The 20,112-nt window shown below is 46.5% G+C and carries 18 protein-coding genes; 12 read left to right on the top strand and 6 right to left on the bottom strand.

Going from position 1 to position 20,112, the window contains the following annotated elements; all coding sequences use genetic code 11:
• The first annotated feature begins 44 nt into the window (after positions 1-44).
• The 4 genes from ACFVS2_RS19655 to ACFVS2_RS19640 all read left to right on the top strand — a co-directional run bounded on the left by ACFVS2_RS19655 (position 45) and on the right by ACFVS2_RS19640 (position 3,377).
• Positions 45-1,259 carry a NupC/NupG family nucleoside CNT transporter gene (locus tag ACFVS2_RS19655; RefSeq protein ID WP_173618260.1) on the top strand — a complete coding sequence of 405 codons (1,215 nt, stop codon included), beginning with the start codon at positions 45-47 and terminating at the stop codon, positions 1,257-1,259.
• Positions 1,260-1,463: 204 nt separating this feature from the next.
• Positions 1,464-2,036, top strand: coding sequence for a GNAT family N-acetyltransferase (locus ACFVS2_RS19650; RefSeq protein ID WP_390236769.1), 573 nt, complete (start codon positions 1,464-1,466; stop codon positions 2,034-2,036).
• A 108-nt stretch (positions 2,037-2,144) separates the two neighbouring features.
• Positions 2,145-3,020 carry a radical SAM/SPASM domain-containing protein gene (locus tag ACFVS2_RS19645; RefSeq protein WP_390236767.1) on the top strand — a complete coding sequence of 292 codons (876 nt, stop codon included), beginning with the start codon at positions 2,145-2,147 and terminating at the stop codon, positions 3,018-3,020.
• Positions 3,021-3,092: 72 nt separating this feature from the next.
• Positions 3,093-3,377, top strand: a complete 285-nt coding sequence (locus ACFVS2_RS19640; RefSeq protein WP_390236765.1) for a hypothetical protein — start codon at positions 3,093-3,095, stop codon at positions 3,375-3,377.
• Positions 3,378-3,564: 187 nt separating this feature from the next.
• On the opposite strand, the gene ACFVS2_RS19635 is transcribed toward ACFVS2_RS19640, so the two are convergent.
• The 4 genes from ACFVS2_RS19635 to ACFVS2_RS19620 all read right to left on the bottom strand — a co-directional run bounded on the left by ACFVS2_RS19635 (position 3,565) and on the right by ACFVS2_RS19620 (position 7,390).
• Positions 3,565-4,425 carry a copper amine oxidase N-terminal domain-containing protein gene (locus ACFVS2_RS19635; protein ID WP_173618257.1) on the bottom strand — a complete coding sequence of 287 codons (861 nt, stop codon included), beginning with the start codon at positions 4,423-4,425 and terminating at the stop codon, positions 3,565-3,567.
• A 95-nt stretch (positions 4,426-4,520) separates the two neighbouring features.
• Positions 4,521-5,825, bottom strand: coding sequence for an MFS transporter (locus ACFVS2_RS19630; RefSeq protein ID WP_390236763.1), 1,305 nt, complete (start codon positions 5,823-5,825; stop codon positions 4,521-4,523).
• A gap of 22 nt (positions 5,826-5,847) precedes the next feature.
• The gene (locus tag ACFVS2_RS19625) at positions 5,848-6,459 is read right to left on the bottom strand and encodes a TetR/AcrR family transcriptional regulator (RefSeq protein ID WP_390236761.1); all 612 of its coding nucleotides are present in this window, start codon (positions 6,457-6,459) and stop codon (positions 5,848-5,850) included.
• Between the two features lie 145 nt (positions 6,460-6,604).
• The gene (locus ACFVS2_RS19620) at positions 6,605-7,390 is read right to left on the bottom strand and encodes a class I SAM-dependent methyltransferase (RefSeq protein ID WP_390236759.1); all 786 of its coding nucleotides are present in this window, start codon (positions 7,388-7,390) and stop codon (positions 6,605-6,607) included.
• A gap of 317 nt (positions 7,391-7,707) precedes the next feature.
• On the opposite strand from ACFVS2_RS19620, the gene ACFVS2_RS19615 reads away from it, so the two are divergent.
• The 8 genes from ACFVS2_RS19615 (at position 7,708) to ACFVS2_RS19580 (ending at position 17,749) form a co-directional block, all read left to right on the top strand.
• A complete protein-coding gene (locus tag ACFVS2_RS19615) occupies positions 7,708-8,358 on the top strand; it encodes a response regulator (RefSeq protein WP_390236906.1) in 651 nt (216 codons plus the stop codon).
• Positions 8,359-8,374: 16 nt separating this feature from the next.
• Positions 8,375-9,490 carry a sensor histidine kinase gene (locus ACFVS2_RS19610; RefSeq protein ID WP_390236757.1) on the top strand — a complete coding sequence of 372 codons (1,116 nt, stop codon included), beginning with the start codon at positions 8,375-8,377 and terminating at the stop codon, positions 9,488-9,490.
• Between the two features lie 118 nt (positions 9,491-9,608).
• Positions 9,609-10,547 (top strand): ABC transporter ATP-binding protein, encoded by a 939-nt coding sequence (locus ACFVS2_RS19605; RefSeq protein ID WP_390236755.1) that lies wholly within the window; start codon positions 9,609-9,611, stop codon positions 10,545-10,547.
• Between the two features lie 15 nt (positions 10,548-10,562).
• A complete protein-coding gene (locus ACFVS2_RS19600; protein ID WP_390236753.1) occupies positions 10,563-11,693 on the top strand; it encodes an ABC transporter permease in 1,131 nt (376 codons plus the stop codon).
• Positions 11,690-12,838 carry an ABC transporter permease gene (locus tag ACFVS2_RS19595; RefSeq protein ID WP_390236751.1) on the top strand — a complete coding sequence of 383 codons (1,149 nt, stop codon included), beginning with the start codon at positions 11,690-11,692 and terminating at the stop codon, positions 12,836-12,838. Before ACFVS2_RS19600 ends, ACFVS2_RS19595 begins: the two co-directional genes overlap by 4 nt.
• 70 nt (positions 12,839-12,908) lie before the next feature.
• The gene (locus ACFVS2_RS19590) at positions 12,909-16,064 is read left to right on the top strand and encodes a hybrid sensor histidine kinase/response regulator (RefSeq protein ID WP_390236749.1); all 3,156 of its coding nucleotides are present in this window, start codon (positions 12,909-12,911) and stop codon (positions 16,062-16,064) included.
• A gap of 521 nt (positions 16,065-16,585) precedes the next feature.
• The gene (locus tag ACFVS2_RS19585) at positions 16,586-17,203 is read left to right on the top strand and encodes a TetR/AcrR family transcriptional regulator (RefSeq protein ID WP_390236747.1); all 618 of its coding nucleotides are present in this window, start codon (positions 16,586-16,588) and stop codon (positions 17,201-17,203) included.
• A 12-nt stretch (positions 17,204-17,215) separates the two neighbouring features.
• Complete coding sequence (locus ACFVS2_RS19580) at positions 17,216-17,749, top strand: GNAT family N-acetyltransferase (RefSeq protein ID WP_390236746.1); 534 nt, start codon at positions 17,216-17,218, stop codon at positions 17,747-17,749.
• 54 nt (positions 17,750-17,803) lie between these two features.
• On the opposite strand, the gene ACFVS2_RS19575 is transcribed toward ACFVS2_RS19580, so the two are convergent.
• Positions 17,804-19,549 (bottom strand): DUF4179 domain-containing protein, encoded by a 1,746-nt coding sequence (locus ACFVS2_RS19575; RefSeq protein ID WP_390236744.1) that lies wholly within the window; start codon positions 19,547-19,549, stop codon positions 17,804-17,806.
• Positions 19,546-20,103: an RNA polymerase sigma factor gene (locus ACFVS2_RS19570; protein WP_390236742.1), complete on the bottom strand. Its 558-nt coding sequence runs from the start codon at positions 20,101-20,103 to the stop codon at positions 19,546-19,548. The genes ACFVS2_RS19575 and ACFVS2_RS19570 overlap by 4 nt, the downstream gene beginning before the upstream one ends.
• Between the last annotated feature and the right edge of the window lie 9 nt (positions 20,104-20,112).

Raw genomic sequence — 20,112 nt, 5'->3', positions numbered from 1 at the left:
ATCTGAGATATCGACACAGCTGGCGATACAGAAAGGATACGTTCATGCAATACATTTGGGGAGTTCTCGGCATCCTGGGAATTTTTATAATAGCCATTGCGTTTTCGAAAAATCGGAGAGCGATTCATCCGAGGACGGTCATTGGTGCGTTTGCGATTCAGTTTATTTTTGCTTTGGTCGTACTGAAATGGGATTTTGGGAAAAAGCTTCTGGAGTACTTAGCGTCGATCGTTCAAAGCATCATTGATTCGACGAATGCCGGAATTCAGTTCTTGTTTGGTGGGATACTCGGTGCACAGAATGCAGGCTTTACATTTGCCCTGCAAGTATTGCCGATCATTATCTTCTTCTCTTCCTTAATTTCGGTCCTGTATTATCTCGGAATCATGCAGTGGGCTACGAAAATTATTGGTGGATTTTTGTCTCGGGTGCTCAAAACGAGCGAAACCGAATCCATGTCAGCCTCTGCAAATATTTTCTTGGGTCCGATTGAAGCGCCACTTGTCGTAAAGCCTTATATTGAGAAAATGACCAAGTCCGAGCTGTTTGCTGTAATGACAGGCGGACTGGCGTGCGTTTCGGGTTCGGTTATCGGTGGGTATGCGATGCTTGGTGTTCCGATTGAATATTTGCTGGCGGCAGCATTCATGGGAGCGCCGGGTGGTTTGTTGCTTGCGAAAATTATAATGCCGGAGACAGAACAGCCACACAGAGTGGAACATGTGGAAGTCATGAAAGATACGGAGTCCAGAAACGTCATCGATGCGGCTGCTCGGGGAGCTTCGGACGGCCTAAAAGTGGCTGCTGGTGTCGGTGCGCTGTTGCTCGCGTTTATCTCGTTGATTTTCTTGCTGAACTCGATTATTGGCTGGCTTGGCGGGTTAGTGGGAATAGAAGCGTTGACGCTTGAGCACATTTTAGGCTACCTGTTCGCACCGATTGCCTTTATGATCGGGGTTCCATGGGAGGAAGCGCTAAAAGCCGGTTCTTTCATCGGGCAAAAGATTGTCCTCAACGAATTTGTCGCGTACACGGCTTTTGCACCTGAGATTGCGAATTTGTCGCAAAAAAGCGTTGTGATCATCAGCTTCGCCCTTTGTGGCTTTGCCAATCTAGCTGCGCTGGCTATGGTCATTGGTGGCTTGGGCGGCTTTGCTCCGTCAAGAAGATCAGACCTTGCGGAGATGGGCTTGCGTGCAGTAGTTGCGGCAACCTTGGCGAATCTGTTGAGCGCAGCGATTGCGGGGATGCTCATTTAGATGAATTAGTAGAAATAAGTACGAGGGCTGGAGTGATCCATGCCCTCGTTTTTTGGTACTACGCGAAGTTAGTACTACTCGCTTTTTGATGCTGGTATGGAGGCAAGCTTCCATACCATTTTTCTATGGGGTGAATAAGGAGGAAAAAGAGTCATGTTGGAAAAATTAAGAAGTTAAATAATCTCAAAAGATGGAGCTGAAATCATGAACGTTGGCGTCCTTTTTAACCAGTTTCCCAATTTAAAATCAGAGCGTGTCACCTTGAAGAAAATCGAAGAGCAGCATGTGGATGAAGTATTTGAAATCTACAGCAATGACCATGTATTTGCATACTGCGGGATTATCCCCAAGCATAATAAAGCGACAGTGAAAAGTATGATCGGGCATTTTGAGAGAGACTATTTGAAAAAATCCAAGATCAAATGGGGGATATTCGCCAATGATAACCCCGATCACTTGCTTGGCATTATCGAAGCTTTCGACTTTCATCAAAAGGTAAACATGGTGACGATTGGCTACTTCTTGTCCGAAGCGCATTGGGGAAAAGGGATTGCGACGGAAGCGGTAAACATATTGCTCCACTTTTTGTTCATGGATGTCAACGTCAACAGAATACAGGCGGAAGTGATGCCTCCGAATGAGACCTCTAAGAAAGTATTGTTGAAGAATGGCTTCATGAAGGAAGGAACGCTTAGACAAGCAACGCTTTGGTCGGGCAAAGGAATCGTGGATGTAGAGATTTACGGAATGCTAAAAGAGGACTATGAAAAAAGCTAGGGGATGAATATAGCTCCTTCACCAGAATACACCGTTACCTGTAAAAGCCCTCCTATGTTACTATGATGGGTATGATCAATCATAGGCATCTGGAATGGGGAAAACATCTTGAAAACATTTAAGAAAGTCTATATAGAAATCACCAGCGTTTGCAATCTCGCCTGTACCTTTTGTCCGCCAACGGAGCGCAGTAAAAGTTTTATTAAAGTAGAAGACTTTGCGAAAAGGCTGGATGAGATCAAACCGCACACCGATTACATTTATTTGCACGTCAAAGGGGAACCGCTTCTCCATCCCAAAATCGATGAGCTGCTCGATATCAGTCATGAGAAAGGCTTCAAGGTCAATATCACCACAAATGGTACGCTGATTGCGAAAAATCGGCATAAATTGCTAGGCAAGCCTGCGCTCCGACAAATGAACTTCTCGCTTCACAGCTTTGACGGACATACCGGCTCAACCAACCGCGAAGGTTATTTGCGGGAGATTCTTTCATTTGTTCGGGAAGCTCAGGAGCATCAAGTGATTTTTTCTTTCCGTCTGTGGAATTTGACACAGGATAACGCCACGAACATTCAAAAGAGTAGAAACCGCCAGACGCTTGAAGTGATTGAGAAAGAATTTGGGCTGGACTATCGAATTGAAGAAAAAGTAGTGCCGGGCAGTGGGGTAAAAATCAATGATCGCGTCTATTTGAACCAAGATTACGAATTCCAGTGGCCGAGTCTAACAGCACCTGAGGATGATGGAAAAGGCTTTTGCCATGGATTGCGCACGCAGGCGGCGATTCTCGAAAATGGAACGGTTGTGCCGTGCTGTCTCGACGGGGAAGGGGTTATTAATCTAGGGAATATCAATCAGACCTCTTTCACTGATATTGTGGATGGCGAGCGGGCGAATAACCTGATAGATGGATTTTCTCGCAGGGAGGCTGTCGAGGAATTATGCAGAAGATGTGGGTACCGCCAGAGGTTTGGAGCATAGCAAAAGCAAAACGTCCGAGTCAAATGATTCGGACGTTTCTTCATTATTAGAAGGACACTACTATCAACGGCGGTGACGTCGACAGCGGAGGAAACAGAAACGACAGCGGCGACGACGGCGACGGAAGAAGGAACAAAAACGGCAGCGACGACGACGACGGCGGCGGCGACAACCACAACCACAACGATCATGATCGCGGTCAAAATCTTCGTCGAAGTCTCTATCGAAATCCCTTTCTATGTCTGTGTCACAATCTTTTTCAATCTCGTGTTTTTTTTCTCGATCATTACAACCACAAGACATACATCCACCTCCTTAGCGTTCATACAATATTTTATGAATGCCGCTTGGACATGACTGGACGAACTATAGGGGAAATAAGCTTGTTTTCAGACGCGGAAAAATGGCGAAAGCCGCTATCCTCCCACAATGTCATGGGCAAAAGTGATGGTAAAAACAAAAAAATAGCGGATCTCATAGCTAAAAGGAGCTAATGAGAACCACTATCTTTTTTTCTATGCCATATGAGCCAAGGTAGCCTGTATTACTTTGCAGATGTATCGTCGGAGTCTGTATCTTGGGCGGATTCGTTAGAGGCTTGAATGTCGTCAATGATAACGATTTTGCCTTCTTCTTGCCATTTTACTTCCGCGTTCAGTTGTTCACTGATGAAGCGCAGAGGCAGGAATACACGTCCATTTTTCAGTACAGGTGCAGTGTCCAGAGAAATGGTTTTCCCGTCTACAGTTGCTTCTTTTTTATCGAGGTACAGCGTGATAGATTTTTCGCCACGCGAAATTTCGACGGTACGAGTCTCTGGCTTCCAGTTTACTTCCGCTTTCAATGCGGAGCTGATAGCACGTACAGGCACCAAAGCTCTTCCACCTTGTACAAACGGTGCCACATCCGCTTTTACCTGATTTCCATCTACGAATGCTTTCACTTCTGTAGAGCCAGTATCCTCAAGGAGTTCTCCAAGCTTTTTGAATGGTGTGTAATCTCCTTTTTGGTACGTGCGCTGAAGAAGCTCAAGCTGTACATCCAAAGCTCCCTGTTTGTCAGTGGTTTTTTCCAGTTCAGCTACCAGCTGCTCGTATTTCGCTTTTTGATCTTCCGTGATTTCAGCAGCATGCTTGAGCTCTTGGCGAAGCTCGATCAGCTGTTTTTTCAATTTTACGTCTTTGATGTTGGTTTCTGTGCTTGCTTCGGTTGAGTCCTCATCGTCGCTATCAGTATCGGTATCAGATTCTTTGACAGAAGTTTCTTTCGATTTATCTTTTGCTTCTGCCTTTACTTCGGGCTTGCCGTTCCCATTTCCTTTGCTCTCCAGGTCAGCCGCCAGAGCAGCAGGTACACTTGTTGCGAGTAGAATAGCAACCAACGAAGTAGATATCGCTTTTTTCATTTGAATCTTCCTCCTTCTAGGTGTAAGTCTCATGAACTCGACATTCCAGACGGAGGAAAATATGAATATGTTGCATAGGTTTTGAGAAAATATTTTTATTTGTACGAGTGGATACCTTTCAGTGTCATTCCTTCCAAATCCCGTATCTTCCTTACACGTCCGATTACGATTCCCAGTAGCGCCACAAGTACGCCAGAGAGAACAAACAGAAAGCCAATTCCTCTGCCAGGCCCCGTTCCGATGATCTGCCCGACAGTTTGCCCAAGCAATTGATCTGGATAAAAAAGCGGGTTAAATACATGATCCGCTAAAAATCCTGCCGATCCAAATGCCAGTACGAACCCGATTTGCGAAATAGCCGTGATCATTGACCATACTCTGCCTTGCCGTTCATTCTCGACGTTCGTTCGGATGAGAACCTCAAGGCTCGTGTTCACAAAGGGAAGCGTGATGAAAAAGAGGAAGCCAAAAACCATAATCAGCCAAACGGAGGTGAACACACCCATCAGGGCATAAAATAAGCCAGCAACTACGAGAGAGAAGGACAGCATAAACACCTTTCTCTTTCCCATCCCGAAGAGTCCAATCAAAAGGCTGCTGACGAGCATGCCCGATGCAGATGCAGAGAGGGCAATACCGAGCGTCTTGGAATCAGTTAATGTCAGCATCATAGGCCCAAAAAGCGATTGCAGCAGCCCGATGTAAAAGCACACAACAGACATTAACAGAACTAACGAGAAAACCCCTTTCTTTGAAAGGAGATAGCGGAAGGCTTCAGACATTTCGCGAAAAAAGCTTTGTCTTTCATGTTTCTGGGGAGTGGCATCGTGTTTCATAATCATCAGCACGGCGCCGACAGCTAGAAGGAAGGTCATCATATCGATGAGTAAGACGAGCTGGATATTAAATGCACTGAGAAGAAACCCTGCAACGAGTGGAGAAATTAGATATTGAGCTGAACTTGCCAGTTGGATGAGCCCGCTTGCCTGTGAGTACATCTCTTCCGAAACCAGATCGGAGACGGCTGCTTTAAAGGCTGGGTTTAGAATAGCGGCAGAGATCGAGCTGATGCCGACCCCCAAATAGATGTGCCATAATTCCATACGTCCGGACAGCATGACAAGCCAGATGAACAAGATACCAGCTATGGAACCGAGATCGCCAATGATCATCATTTTCTTGCGGTCAAATCTGTCTGCCAGCACCCCGCTAAAGGGAAGTAAAAGGAAGGAGGGGAGAAAAGAAAAGAGAATGATTAACGAATAGCTCATGGTAGATTGGGTCTGTTGAAAAACAAAGACACCCAAGGCAAAAGCGGTAAGTCCACTTCCGATAGCTGAAAACAGCTGCCCTGACCAAATGATGAGGAATCTGCGAAAGGCTTTATCATGAGCGATCATTGTCTTTCCTCCTTTTCATCCATTATAGAAACGAGAAGGACCCCGGCGCAGCTCCTAGTGACCTTTCAATAATCACCTGCATGGCTTCTAATCGTTTTGTCTGCTCCTCGTGCTCCCAATGAAAAATGCCTGATTCCAACAAAAATTGTGAGCCAGCGAGGAGAAACTGAACAGTCTCCAAGGCATTCTCCACATGAAAGACGCCTTCTTGATTTCCTTGTTCAATGACTTGTGCAAGGGCAGGGGCAATTTTCAAGATAATGGCGATGTTCAGACGCTCGTGAAGCTCTCTGTTTTCAGGGCGATGCAAGCTTTCCATCCATTCTGCTTGCTTGTCGATGGGGTGGCTTTGGCTGCGCAGCATCTGGCGAACCTTCTCCATGACAGGTAAGGTAGCGTCATCTGCGATTTTTTTATATTCTTCGCAAAGTGTATCGACCATGGACTGGACAAATGCTTCGAGGATCTCTTCCTTCGATTTGAAGTAGTAATAAAAGGTTCCTTTCGCTACGCCCACCTTTTGAATGATCGCGTCCACGGTTGTATGGACATAACCCTGATTTCGAAATAGCTCCCCGGCAGCTTCCAATATTTCTGCTCGCCGTGTTGTGGGGTCTTTCACGATTCTTTTCATCGGCGCCTCCTTTGATTGTCAGTAAGTGGTTGGATACAGATTACCATATGACTGACCGTCAGTCTATAAGTACGTGAAAGAAAAGAGGAGCGAAAATCTCCTCTGTTCGGTATTAGGAATTTAGTAAGATGATGGCAAATATTCGTTATAATTTCTCGGCGATAATCGTGAAGGTTTTCGGGATCCCTTTATCAAAAACTTCCGAGGAAAGATTCGGGAGCTCTTCTAGCATTTTTAGGCACAGCCCTTTGCTTGCAATGGCCGTAACGATTTCCCCTAAGGTCCAATTGCGTAACATTACTTTTGATTCAGTGTCATTCATCCCGTTCGAAAGGAATTTGGAGAAAGCAATGTCCTTTTCCTCAAGTGAGGAGTCGAAATAATCGCCTGTTACTTTATGTTTGCGGATAGTAGCAGTCGTTCCGCGTGAGGAGATGAGTTTTGTGGATACCGGATGGAAATCTTGGAGGACGAGCACGCCGCCTTTTCGCAGGAGCGAGTTGACCACCTGGAATAATTCGGTTAAGTCCAAAAAGTAATGAAGAATACCGAATTCCATAAAAACGAGATCATACTCACCAGACAATGCATCTGGAGGTAGCTGCAATACATCCGAAACGATGTAAGTCAGGTCAACTTCGGCAGCTGCAGCCAGTTCTTTGGCGTACTGTTCATTCTCATAAGAGAAATCGGCGATGGTCACGTCGGCACCTAGCAAGGCAAGCGCAATGGCTTTGTTTCCATTTGAACCGAGTAAATTGATAATCTTCTTGCCGCGAATATCCCCCATGTGCTCATATACTTTACCGATTCGCTTTTGAGGGTCTTCTTTAATTTTGACCGCTGCCTCAACAGGTGTTCCAAAGCGTTTCAGCCACGCTTGATATGCCCCAGTGTTCCAAGCCGTTTTATTTAGTTGTGCTGTTTCCACAAATTCCCCTCCATAGAGTATTCCATTCAAAAATTGGCCCCGTATGTTGGTTACGAGGGCTTAGGTTATTTATCATACTGACACAGTGGATTCGTGTCTATATATTTTCGAAGTGTTAATTTTTCCATGTGTGATGTGAAAGTGAGAACAATTCGGGGCGAGATTCTACAATTGTGAAGCAAAGCAGGACAGTGGTAATATTGGGAAAAATATATACGTCCGCTTTTTATGCGGCCGAGGGTTTGTTCGACAGGAGGCAAGCTTCTTTGAAAATCAAAGTGTTGATCGCAGACGACAATTCGTTTATACGGGAAGGCATGAAAATCATCCTGACGAGCTTCGAGGAGTTTGAAGTAGTCGGGATTGTGGAGGATGGGTTCGAGGCGGTGACGTTTTGCAAACAGAACGAGGTAGACGTCGCGCTTTTGGACGTTCGGATGCCGAACATGAACGGAGTGGAAGCGACTCGTGTGCTGACTGCCGAGACTACGGTCAAACCGCTCATTTTGACCACATTCGACGATGACGAATTTGTCCTCGAAGCCATTCAAGCAGGGGCACGCGGCTATTTATTGAAAAACAATGATCCCAACCGCATTCGAGATGCCATCAAGAGTGTCTATAACAACCATCATGTGCTGCAGGATGTCGTCCTGGATAAGATCAAAATGAACCTGAATACAGGGAAGAACGCGACGGATACCGTGTCCACTACCGCTCCTCCCAAAGTGACAGGAGCCATCCCTACCGAAAGCAAAATCGATCAAAGCTTATTTACGGAACGGGAGCTCGATGTCATGAAGCAGATCGCCAAGGGACTATCGAACAAAGAAATCGCAAAGAAGCTGTATATTTCCGAGGGAACCGTTGCGAATTACATTACTTCCATCTTGAATAAAACAGCACTTGAACATCGTACGCAGATCGCCATCTATTATTTGACGGGCGAAACGAACATGTCTGATTGAAAGGAGGTCACAACCGATGGCGTTATGGACAATGGCGAATAAGACAGCGGTGCTTGGTTTTATCATCGTGACTTCTTTTCTTGCTCATCCCACTTCTGAAGTTGACCCGTGGCAAATTCTCGTGTACTTGTTGTATCTGGCTATCAATCTTACTATTCTCATTTTGAAACAGATGAATCATAAGCAATGGTTTGTTTGGCTATCCATCATGTTTGTGTTGGCGAGTGAATTCGTACTGGATCCGTTGTTTATGCTGCTCTTGCCAATCAACGTTTTAGAGCTAGCTTTTTTGGCAGGTAAGCACCGGGTGGTCGTATTTCTCTGTATGTTGTTGCCTTTGTTCATAGTGCCACCTGAATGGGTGCCCTTGTATTTATTAACGACCTTTCTTAGCTTTTTGCTGTATAGGAGTGGTAGCAGGCTAACTGACAAGCTCGGCAGGTTAGAAGCTGAACGGGAGAAGATGCGAGAGGATTTACAAAGCTTGACCCGCTCCTTAAACGAAAGCAGTGAATACTTCCGCCAGTCGACTTACACGATTCAACTGGAGGAGCGCAATCGCCTTTCTCAACAAATTCACGACGATGTGGGGCATGCGGTTGCAGGTGCGCTGATACAAATGGAAGCGTCGCGACTGCTGATGGCGACTGATCAAGACAAGGCATCCGAGCTGCTCCGCAATGCGATCACGATATCGAAGGAAGGACTGGAGCGAATCAGAGTGACTCTCAAGGAAGTAAAGCCTCGGTCGGAGGAGCTGGGAATCAATCGACTCCGGTCGTTTGTCGATGAGCTGTCTGCCAGAGAGACAGTGACAGCCACGCTTACTTTTGACGGAGACATTGACGTCATCTCACCGATTCAGTGGAAAATCATTCAGCAAAATGCGACGGAAGCGGTCACGAATGCACTCAAATATGCAAAGGCGACAGTGATTTCCCTAGAGGTACGGGTGCTGAATACATTCATAAAAGCAGTGGTCACAGACAATGGGGCCGGCGCAGAAAAGGTTGTAAAAGGGCTTGGCATTCTCGGGATGGAGGAGAGAGCTGCTTCCGCTGGTGGAACAGTGATTGTAGACGGTACGCGAGGCTTTAGCGTGACCACACTGCTGCCTTATCGCAACGAATGAAAAAGATCATGAGCAACAACATGAGAATTCTCATGTGCCGAGGGATGAACTTATGCACTGACATAGGGGCATCCTTTTTTATTACAATGCAGACATAACCACGAAGGGAGTGAGTTACGTGAGTCATGTATTGGAAATTCGTCAGTTAACGAAAAAATTCGGTGACTTCGTCGCCGTCGACAATATGTCTCTGAACGTACGTGAAGGAGAAATCTTTGGTTTCCTGGGGGCCAACGGAGCGGGAAAGAGCACGACCATCAACATGATCGCCTCCCTGTTGCGCGTAACAAAGGGTGAGATTACCCTGCTGGGAAAAAACATTGAGAAGCACAGCAAATTCGCCAAAATGAACATCGGTATCGTACCACAAGATATCGCCATCTACGAGGATATGACTGCCTATGAAAACGTGAGGTTTTTTGCTGGCTTGTACGGACTGCGTGGATCACTGCTTCGCGAACGGACGGAAGAGGCGCTTGAATTCGTAGGTCTCGGCGACAAAGCTAAAAGCTTTCCCAAAAACTTCTCTGGCGGGATGAAGCGTCGGTTAAACATCGCTTGCGCCATTGCCCATCGGCCGAAGCTGATCATCATGGACGAACCTACTGTCGGGATTGACCCTCATTCGCGCAATTATATCTTGAATTCGGTACGCAAGCTCAACGACATGGGCTGCACGATCATTTATACGAGCCATTACATGGAGGAAGTCGAAGAAATCTGCACCCGTATTGCCATCGTTGACCATGGAAAAGTCATCGCGGAAGGATCGAAGGAGGAGCTAAAAGCGATTATTACCGACGCGAAGGAAATTTGGATTGGCGTTCGGGCAGATGAACCGTTAAACCTCGAAGCTATTAAGGCGATTCCTGGTGTGAATGCGGTGCTTCAAGAAGAGAATACGATCAAAATCGTATCGAAAACGGAGATCAACAACCTGAACCGGATCATTCAACAATTCATTAAGGATCAGGTAGAAATCCGCTCCGTTGAAGAGCAAGCGCCGAATCTGGAGACTGTGTTCTTGACCTTAACTGGTCGAAACTTGCGAGACTAGAGGAGGGGCTTTGCCATGAATATATGGAGTATCGCTGTAAAAGAAATCAAGTCCAGCCTTCGCGAAAAGAGAACGTTCATGTTTATGCTAGCACTTCCCATCATCCTGATGCTGATATTAGGTTCCGCCCTTTCCAATGCATTCGACGATACGAGGACCGTAGGAGACATGCGCTTGCTGTATAAAAGCAACGGGACGGATGTGCAAATGTCTACGGCGTGGAACTTGTTTATAAAAGTATTGGGAGATAAAGGAGTGGAGGTCGCTCCAGTAAGTTCAGGCATGGACGGGCAGGAGGAAGTTCGCTCGGATCGCTATACGGGGTACGCAGTCGTCAGTGATGCGGGGATTGAGTTTTATGGAAGCAGTAAGAATGCGATAGGAAGCAATATCCTTGCGGGGATGCTAACCGTTTTTGCAGATCGGTACTCGCTCGCATCCGCAGCTTATCAGATAGATCCCGAATCTGCTTCGGCAATAGTCAAGGGTACTGGACAGCGTGATGATTTTATTCATGAAACGACCATGAATCCAAATAAAAAACCGGGGGCAATCGACTATTACGCGATTGCGATGACGACCATGATTGGGCTCTACTCGATGTTCTCTGCGAGTTATTTGTTCACCGGGGAGCGAACGAACAAAACGTCCACACGATTAATGGCAGCACCTGTCAGCAAAGGTGCCATTTTTACCGGAAAAATGATCGCCAGTACGTTCGTCAATTTGTTTTTCGTACTCGTCGTGTTCTTAGTCAGCAAGTTCGTGTTCCAAGCAGATTGGGGCAACCACTACGGAATGATTATCCTCGTACTTTTGACAGAGGTGTTGCTTGCAGTCAGCCTGGGTCTGGGGATTGGCTTTCTTTTCAAAGGGGAAGGAGTACGGGCAATCAACAATATTGTTACGCAAGTCGCCTCCTTTGTAGGCGGTGCCTATTTTCCCGTTGATCAATCAGCTGGTCTCTTCAGCCTCTTGTCCAAAGTCTCTCCCCTTCACTGGGCGAATACAGGTCTGATGCAAATCATCTACACAGACAATCCGAGAGGCGCATGGTTTGCGATTGCGATGAACGTGAGCATTGCCACGGCGTTCATCATCTTTTCTGTTATCACGATGCGCAGACGGGAGGGTGCTTTTGTATGAGTGAAATGCTATGGCTAATTCGGAAAACGCTGATGGAGACGTTTCGCAGTAAAAAAAGCTGGTTTACTTACTTGGGTTTGCCGATCTTAGGTGTTCTGCTGTCTCTTACCCTCTACAGCAATGCAGACAGCGGCACGATCCATGTCGGAATCATCAATCAAGATGGGGTCCAGACGATCACGCAGGACACGATTCGGTTTATCGAGAGATTGAATCATATTAAGGTCACAATCATCGACGAACAAACGATGCGTGAACAAATCGTTTCTGGTGAGCTGGATAGCGGAATTGTTTTCGAGTCAGGGTATGCTGCCAGTGTTCGGAAAGGGTCGCCAGCGCACTTGAATATGGTATCCGTAAAAGGTGAACAGGTTACTGCCTACGTGAAGGCCATGCTGCACAGTTATATCGGCAATCTTGCCGCGATTGGAAAAGCGGCACAAGCGGATGAGGCTAAGTTCACGAAGCTGTATACGGCATACCACGAGCAAAGCTACAAGCTCAATACGGTAACGCTGCAAGACACCTCGAACGTGACGCGTATGACGAATCAATCGATTGGGTTCCTCATTATGTTCATGATGTTTTCAGCGGTGAACATGTCGGAGATCATTTTAAAAGAAAAAGAGAATCGCACCTTTTTGCGACTCCTTTCTTCGCCGATGTCGGCTAGATCCTATGTATTTTCGAATATTATCGTCAGCATGTTTATTTTACTGCTGCAAATCATCGTGACCTTGCTCGTCATGAAAAACGTCTTCGGCATAGATGCAGGCGTCTCGTATGGTCAAATGATTCTGCCGTTGTTCGTGTTCGCGCTGGGGGCAATCGCACTTTCTCTGATGACCGTTGCCTTTGCGAAGAGTAGAGCAGGTGCCGGAGCGATTTCCAACCTGATCATTGTACCGACGTGCCTCCTGGCTGGCTGCTTCTTTCCAATGGAAATCATGCCGGACACCGTGCGCAAAATTTCAACATTCTTGCCCCAGCATTGGTTGCTCGATACGGTAAATAAGCTTCAACAAGGATACAGTCTGGGGAGCTTGTATTTGAACATGGCCATTTTGCTCGCATTCGCTACAGTTTTTGCCTTGATCGCCATCTATCGGTTTGGGCGGAATAACGATAGCAGACAGTTTGTGTGAGAAAAATAGGACTAAGTGAACTGTAATTTGACAAGGGATAATTCGAATCGTGTCGAAAGATGATCTTACTATGATAAAGCTAAGTACCCATAATCAGCGCAATTCAAAAGCACTCATAAGTAAGCATCTTGTCATTCTTCTCTTGTTTTTAGCATTTCTCCTAGGTCTTCGAACATTCTGGTTTTCGTTTCATGCGTTTCCAGAGCATCCGCGTGCGGTTCAAGGGGTTCTTGATATGCGCGGGTGGGACTTTGAAAATTCCCCGTCCATTTCACTGGATGGGGAATGGGAGTTTTTCCCTGAATCTTTGATCACGCATGAAGATTTCAAGCAATCATCGAATGACGAACGACAATTCCTTCAAGTGCCTGGCAATTGGAGCAGCGCTTTTTCCAGGGACTCTCCATCATCGTATGGTTATGGAACATACCGTTTACGGATCTTGGTCGATCAACCGCTAAATCAGCCATACACCTTATGGGTTCCGCAAGTGGAAGCATCTTCTACCGTAGAGGTTAACGGAGAGATATTAGCCAGAGGCGGAGTGCCTGCGACAACAGCGGAAGAGTACACGCCGCGGAAGTCATCCTTCACGGTTACGTACATTGCAGGTGATGCAAAGGTCATTGAAGTGCTTGTCCGAACGGCCAACTTTCATAATCCACTCGAAGGGGGCATCGTCAGATCGATTTACTTCGGGTCGCAGGCCGCTGTTGACACCGAACGTTGGTATTCTATCGGCTTCCAGATGACAACCTTCCTCATCTTGTTGCTACATGGCTTGTATGCCGGCATCCTGTACATATTGAATGCCCGTCACAAAGAGTTTCTGGTGTTTTTGCTGTTGCTTTCCTGTGTGGGGATAAAGACTGTGTCTGATTATGACAATCTGCTGTTACTTTGGCTCCCGATCGATTATACATGGGCGCTAAAGGTGGAAGTGCTCGCCTACATATGGCAGCCTTTGCTGATGATATTATTGATCAGAAGTCTATCTGCTCAGGGGGAGAAAGAAAACGCCAAACCGTTCAGGGCGTATTTTTCCGTGCTCAGTCTTTTTTCGGCAGTCATCATACTGGGAACGGCACAATGGGTGTATATTTTAGCTGGAACGCCATTTTTGGTCATTATTTATTTCGGCCCGTTGTTGCTGTTTATTTTCAGAATCAGCCGCATGCTCATGCAAAACAAGCATGACGCTGTGTTTTTGCTCATTGCTGCAATGAGTATTTTTTCCAATGTCATGTGGTCCGCAATGATGGAATATAAAATCATCGATATCAAGTATGTGTATTATCCGCTCGACCTGATTGCTGCACTTGTTAGTTTTTCTGCTTACTGGTTCAAGCGATTTTTTCGCAATTCAGAGGAAAAGGCAAAGCTAACGGAGCAATTGAAAGAAGCTGACAAGCTCAAAGACCAGTTTCTCGCCCATACCTCTCACGAACTGAGGACGCCATTGCACGGCATCATGAATATCGCTCAGACTGTCGTCAACAATGAAAAGCATGTCATGAGTAGTCGCAGCACGCAGGACATGGAGCTCTTAGTCACGATCAGCCGCAGAATGTCGCATTTACTAGACGATTTGCTAGATGTCGTACGATTGCAGGACAAGCATATCGTGTTGCAGAAGAAGCCGTTGCATATTCAATCGGTTGTTTCCGGAATCATCAGCATGCTCACCTACATGGTAGAAGGCAAGCCTGTTCAACTGAATATGGACATACCAGAGTCCATCCCGCCAATCTTGGCAGATGAGAAGCGGCTAGTCCAGATTCTGTTCAATCTTGTTCACAATGCACTCAAATTCACGGAAAAAGGATCTGTCGTCGTTTCTGCTGAGATCGTGGACGGACAGGTGGTGATCTATGTATCCGATACAGGAATCGGGATGGATGAGTATACCAAGGCACGTATATTTTTGCCGTATGAGCAGGGAGCTCAAGCAACGAACGATGGAGGAGGAATCGGCCTCGGTCTTGCTATTTGTACACAGCTGGTAGACCTGCATGATAGCGAGCTGAGAGTCGAGTCTGAACCGGGCAAAGGTTCCGTATTTAGCTTCTGGCTGCCTGTGGTTAGTACAGATGAGATGAGAGCAGCAGAGACCCAATATGTGGAGCAGATAGATAACAACAATCAAGTGACGGCTATCAACCAGATAAGGCATAGTGAAGCTCCAGATATCTTGGCTTTTCAGGAAACAGCTGCACATGCGTTTGTTGAAAGAAAGGCGAACATTTTGGCGATCGATGACGACCCGGTTAACCTAAGGGTGCTGGATCGAATGCTCTCATCCTCGCAATACCAAATCACTACTTGCACATCGCCAAGAGACGCGCTCGATCTGCTTTTTACAGAGCAGTGGGACTTGCTTATCATCGATGTCATGATGCCGCATATGTCGGGCTATGAGTTGACGCAAAAGGTCAGGGAGCATTTCTCTGTTTCCGAGCTTCCGATTTTGCTCTTAACTGCGCGAAGCCAGTCTGAGGATGTATACACCGGGTATTTGTCTGGTGCGAATGACTATGTTTGCAAACCAGTCGATGGCATGGAGCTGAAATATCGCGTCTGGTCGTTGACGACGCTCAAGCAAACAGTCGATGAACGATTGCGCATGGAGGCTGCCTACTTGCAGGCGCAGATTCACCCGCACTTCTTGTTCAACACACTTAGCTCGATTATGGCGTTGAGTGACATTGATACGGAGAAGATGCGTAAACTCGGGGATGCGTTTACCGCCTTCTTGCATATCAGCTTCGACTTTTTGAATACAGGAAAACAAGTTACACTCTCCCATGAGCTGGAGCTCGTCCAAGCCTATCTTTACATTGAAAAGGAACGATTTGGCGAGCGGATACAGATCGTGTGGGAGGTTGAGCCTGACATCGATCTGCTCATCCCGCCACTCACCATTCAGCCGTTGGTTGAGAATGCAATCAACCATGGTCTTTTTACCAGAATAGAGGGGGGAACTCTCCATATCCGCATCGTCCGGCAAAAGAACGCCACTCTTTTTGAGGTGAAGGATGATGGTATCGGGATGGAGGAAGCGACTGTGCGGCAAATTCTCGACTTGTCGAAGAAGGAAAGAGGCGGAATCGGAGTGTCCAACACGAATCGGAGACTGACGCAAATGTACGGGAAGGGCCTGCGCATCACGAGTAAGCCGGGTGAAGGAACAACGGTGTCGTTTGTCATACCGGATCGGACGCAATAGAGCAAGTTTTGCTATTTTAGCACCCTGGATCACTGTTACTGGTGACGCAGGGTGCTTTTTTCGCGTTTTTATACCTCAGAATGCCGTTTACCCGCCTCTACAATCAAAGGTATTACAAACGTGACAGTCATGGTCACCATAGAGATTACTGTAGATGCCACATTTAGTACAATGGTAACAACAAATAGCCCCAGTCGGATCATTTGGATTCAACTGCTTACATTCCTCTCTAAGACGATTGTCTAGGTCTCGGCGATAATCCTGATAAGTGCCATAGTGTACCAAGCGTCCGCTGACTTTCTTGAACCCCTTCGATTTTTTTCTTTTCAAGAATGTCCCATCCTTTCCTGACAATCTAACACAAGATATGCCATGGATTTTTCATTGATTGGATATGTGGCTATTCTCGTTGAAAGAAATCGTAAGAGGTTGAAAAACGACATTGGTGTCGTTTATAATGGTCTCACCAACAAAAACGACATCTGTGTATATTTTGTTTAAAGGAGGTAGGCCCAATCCTCATGGCGCCAAAAGTAAGCGACGAATACAAAACAAAAAAGAAAATCGAACTGCTACAAGCGGCAAAACGCGTGTTCATCACAAAAGGCTATACACGGGCCACTATGCAAGACGTCATGGACGAGGCTGGTGTATCGCGGGGAGCCTTGTACGCCTACTTTGATAACCTGGAGCACTTATATTTGGAGCTGCTGCAATTCGAGGATCAACAGGATGTACAGTTTTTCACACCAATTGCTGGCGAAACGTCTTGGAATCAAATCACCAAATGGGTCTACAAGCAGCAGGTCGAGATCGAGAAAATCGAACAAACACTTTCCCAAGCCAACTCAGAGTTTTTCCTGTCACTGAAAGATCAGCAAAAGCAACAGAGCTATCCATACATCACGACTCGCTATGAAAAAATGGTGGATGTGTTGACAGCTTTCTTCGCGCATGGGACAGCGACAGGTGAGTTCAAGCCACAGCTTCCACCCGAGGCGATCGCTCACTATCTCATCTCGGTTATCGATGGACTGATGCTGGATACCGCGCATTTGGGCGCAGAGAAAACGAAGGTGTCCGTGCAAATGGAAGCACTGTTGTTTTCATTGAGAGCGATGCTGGGACCGGTTCAATAAGGAGGGGGAAGAATGTTGTTTCAATCAGAGAGAATCTATCTGAGAAAAATGACGGGGGAGGATGTGGACATCTACCACACGTGGAGAAATGACGTGGAAGTCATGCGGACAACGAGTCCGTCCATGGACGTCTTTACCTGGGACGATACGAACGGGTTTGTGAATCAGGTCATCCTGCATGCAAGCTCCTCGAAGAGCTACATGATCGTAGACAGCCAAACCAATCGACCGATCGGGATTACCTCCCTCATTCAAATCGACCTGAAAAACCGCAATGCGGAGTGCATCATCGATATTGGGGAGAAGGAGTATTGGGGAAAGGGGTATGGACGAGAAGCGCTGAAACTGCTGCTGGATTATGCATTCCTGGAAATGAATCTGCATCGGGTATCGCTGCGTGTTTTTTCTTTTAACGAAAAAGCCATAAAGCTGTATGAGAGGCTCGGATTCAAGCAAGAAGGGATTTCGCGGCAGTTTTTGTTTCGCGAGGGAAAATGGCATGATCTCGTGCACATGGGGATTTTGCAGCAGGAATATATCACTTGAAAAAGAGGCTGGCGGTACGAAGGGTACCACCAGCCTTTTGCGTATGAAGGGCTCTTATTTTCCGGCGTAAATCGGTACTTCCCACTCTACATTTTTGTGTTCAACCATTCGTTTCTCGGTAGTAATGATCAATTGCTTTGGAAGGGTTGTGAGGTTTTTTAAGAAGATCGTTCCTTCAAAAATCGCCCGATCATTTTTATACTCAGTCTTATTGATTAAGTAGTCGATGTCTTCGTACTTTTTCCCTGTCTCGTCTGTAATGGTCCAGTATTGGTAGGGACCCATAGCGGCAGTATCTGGAGAGAGAGTTGCCTCGAATGCCAGATCGTAGCCTTCCAATTTTGTGGTAGTCCCATCGTCGTTCACGCGGTGATGGCCGTCATAGCCTTCAAAATCAACGACTGCGTTTGGATCCTTTTGATATTTTTTGAAAGTAAACTGATCTCCCTGGTCTTCCGCCGAGATGACTTCTTTCTTTTCGAGGAGATTGGCGTCCAACTTCGCGTTAAGCTTAGCGGATTCCTCTGTATATACAGACCCGAGCTTGAAGGTGAGATTTTGGCTTTCGTCAATTGGATAGAAGTAATGGAAGTCTCTTGCTCCACTTTCGGTGGATTGGGTATGGTCCCATTTCACATCACTGATCACATTGTTTCGTTTGCTGACTTCACGAATAACCGAAGTCGAATCCCAAGCAGCGACCACTTTGTCTTTCGCGTCTACCAGCTCATAGCTGTATGCGTTTTTCTCGTTAGCAGCAAGGGTTCGATCAATGACCATCTCCACTCCGCTTGGCGCAAACGTAATCTGTTTGACGTTCAGCTTGAGTCCTTGTGGGGTCGTGTAGGCTTTGTTAATTTCATGCGTCTTCATTGCTGCTTTTGCTTTTTTCATATCTACAGGTACGGACAACTTCCAGTTCCCCTTGATGTCTTCCAGTTGCTTGATGTTAAACTCTACGATCAGCTCGTCGGGCACCTTGCTTAGATCATCAAAATAGCTTCGCAGCTCGCGATCCAAGGTCATAACACTATGAGTGACATTCATGGAAACATCCCATGGTTTATTGGGGTAGCGAGCATCTTTTTCCTCAGAGGGTGCAAGGACGTTCCCTTGTTTGTCTTTAATGGTGATAAGTGGCTCTCTAATGGATCTGTCGATCATTTCCGACATGAAGCTATCTATTGCCTTGCCGTTCTTGTCTTTTAAAGAAGCTGCTATGCTAATACGCAGCGGGTCAGCCACCACTTCATGCACGGCAAAAGTGAGGCCTTGATCGGTCGCACTTACATTCACGGACTGAGCAAATCCATTCTTGGCCGCTTGTACAATTCCTTTGTCCGCTAGTTTTTCCAGGAGGCTATTGGTCACAGGCGCTACGGGATCAGCTTTGCCAATCGGGTTGTTCGTAAAAGCAGCATTGACATAACTAGCAAAGGTTGGAGAGACTAGCATTCCTCCCGATACGACGACGGTTAATGCAGCGGTGGCAAGTGCCATTCTTTTCATGATTGTGATACTCCTTTGTTTCCACGCAGGTGGTTGGTGTGAAGGGGTAACAGGGTTCAATACTCTCACGGGATGAGGGGAGAGCATCTGAATAATCTTTTGATCCATATTTGTTGAGAGGGAGTCTTCCCACATCGTTTCTTCCGTTTGGTGCAGTCCATCGATCCATTGCTCCAGTTGGTGTTGGCAGTGTGTACAATGATCGAGATGACTTTCGACATTTCGTTTGGTTACTGGCGATAAACGATCTTCCATGTAGGCGATCAGCTGTCTTTGCGTAAGGCAATTCAAAGCGGGGTACCCCCTTTTTTCTCCGGCTTGCTTAGCTGGTCTCGCAGCTTTTTCCTGGCATAGGAAAGGCGCATTCTCACGGTATCTACGGACAAAGATAGTTTGTTGCCGATCTCCCTGTAGCTTAAATGCTGGAGATAATGCAAATCGAGAATCGTCCTGTGGTTCTTGTCCAGTGCCATCATCTGCTGTCGCAAAGCATGACGCTGTTCCTTTTCCAGATAATCTTCCTCCGGGATCGGACATTCGTCTTTGACTTCGATATCCATCTCCGTTACGGAAGGCATCCGCTTTCGCTTTCTCAGCTCGTCAATCCCGCGATTGATCGCGATTCGATACAGCCAGGCAGAAAAGGAGTAGTTGGGTTTATAATCTGGCAGACTGTAGTACGCCTTGATAAAAACCTCCTGCACCATGTCTTCAGCATCATGAGAATGGTGGAGCGTGCGTCCAAGAATCGAAGCGATTTTTCCCTTGTATTTATTGACGATCAGAGCATAAGCCTCTTTATTTCCTTGAAGAACCTCCGCAATGACCTCTCGATCGTCCTGCATGTTTGTTAC

The organism is Brevibacillus sp. NPDC058079 (assembly GCF_042885155.1).
In the GTDB taxonomy this organism is placed as follows: domain Bacteria; phylum Bacillota; class Bacilli; order Brevibacillales; family Brevibacillaceae; genus Brevibacillus.
The sequence above is the reverse complement of the archived record's forward strand: the minus strand, read 5'-3'. Positions and strand labels throughout refer to the sequence as shown.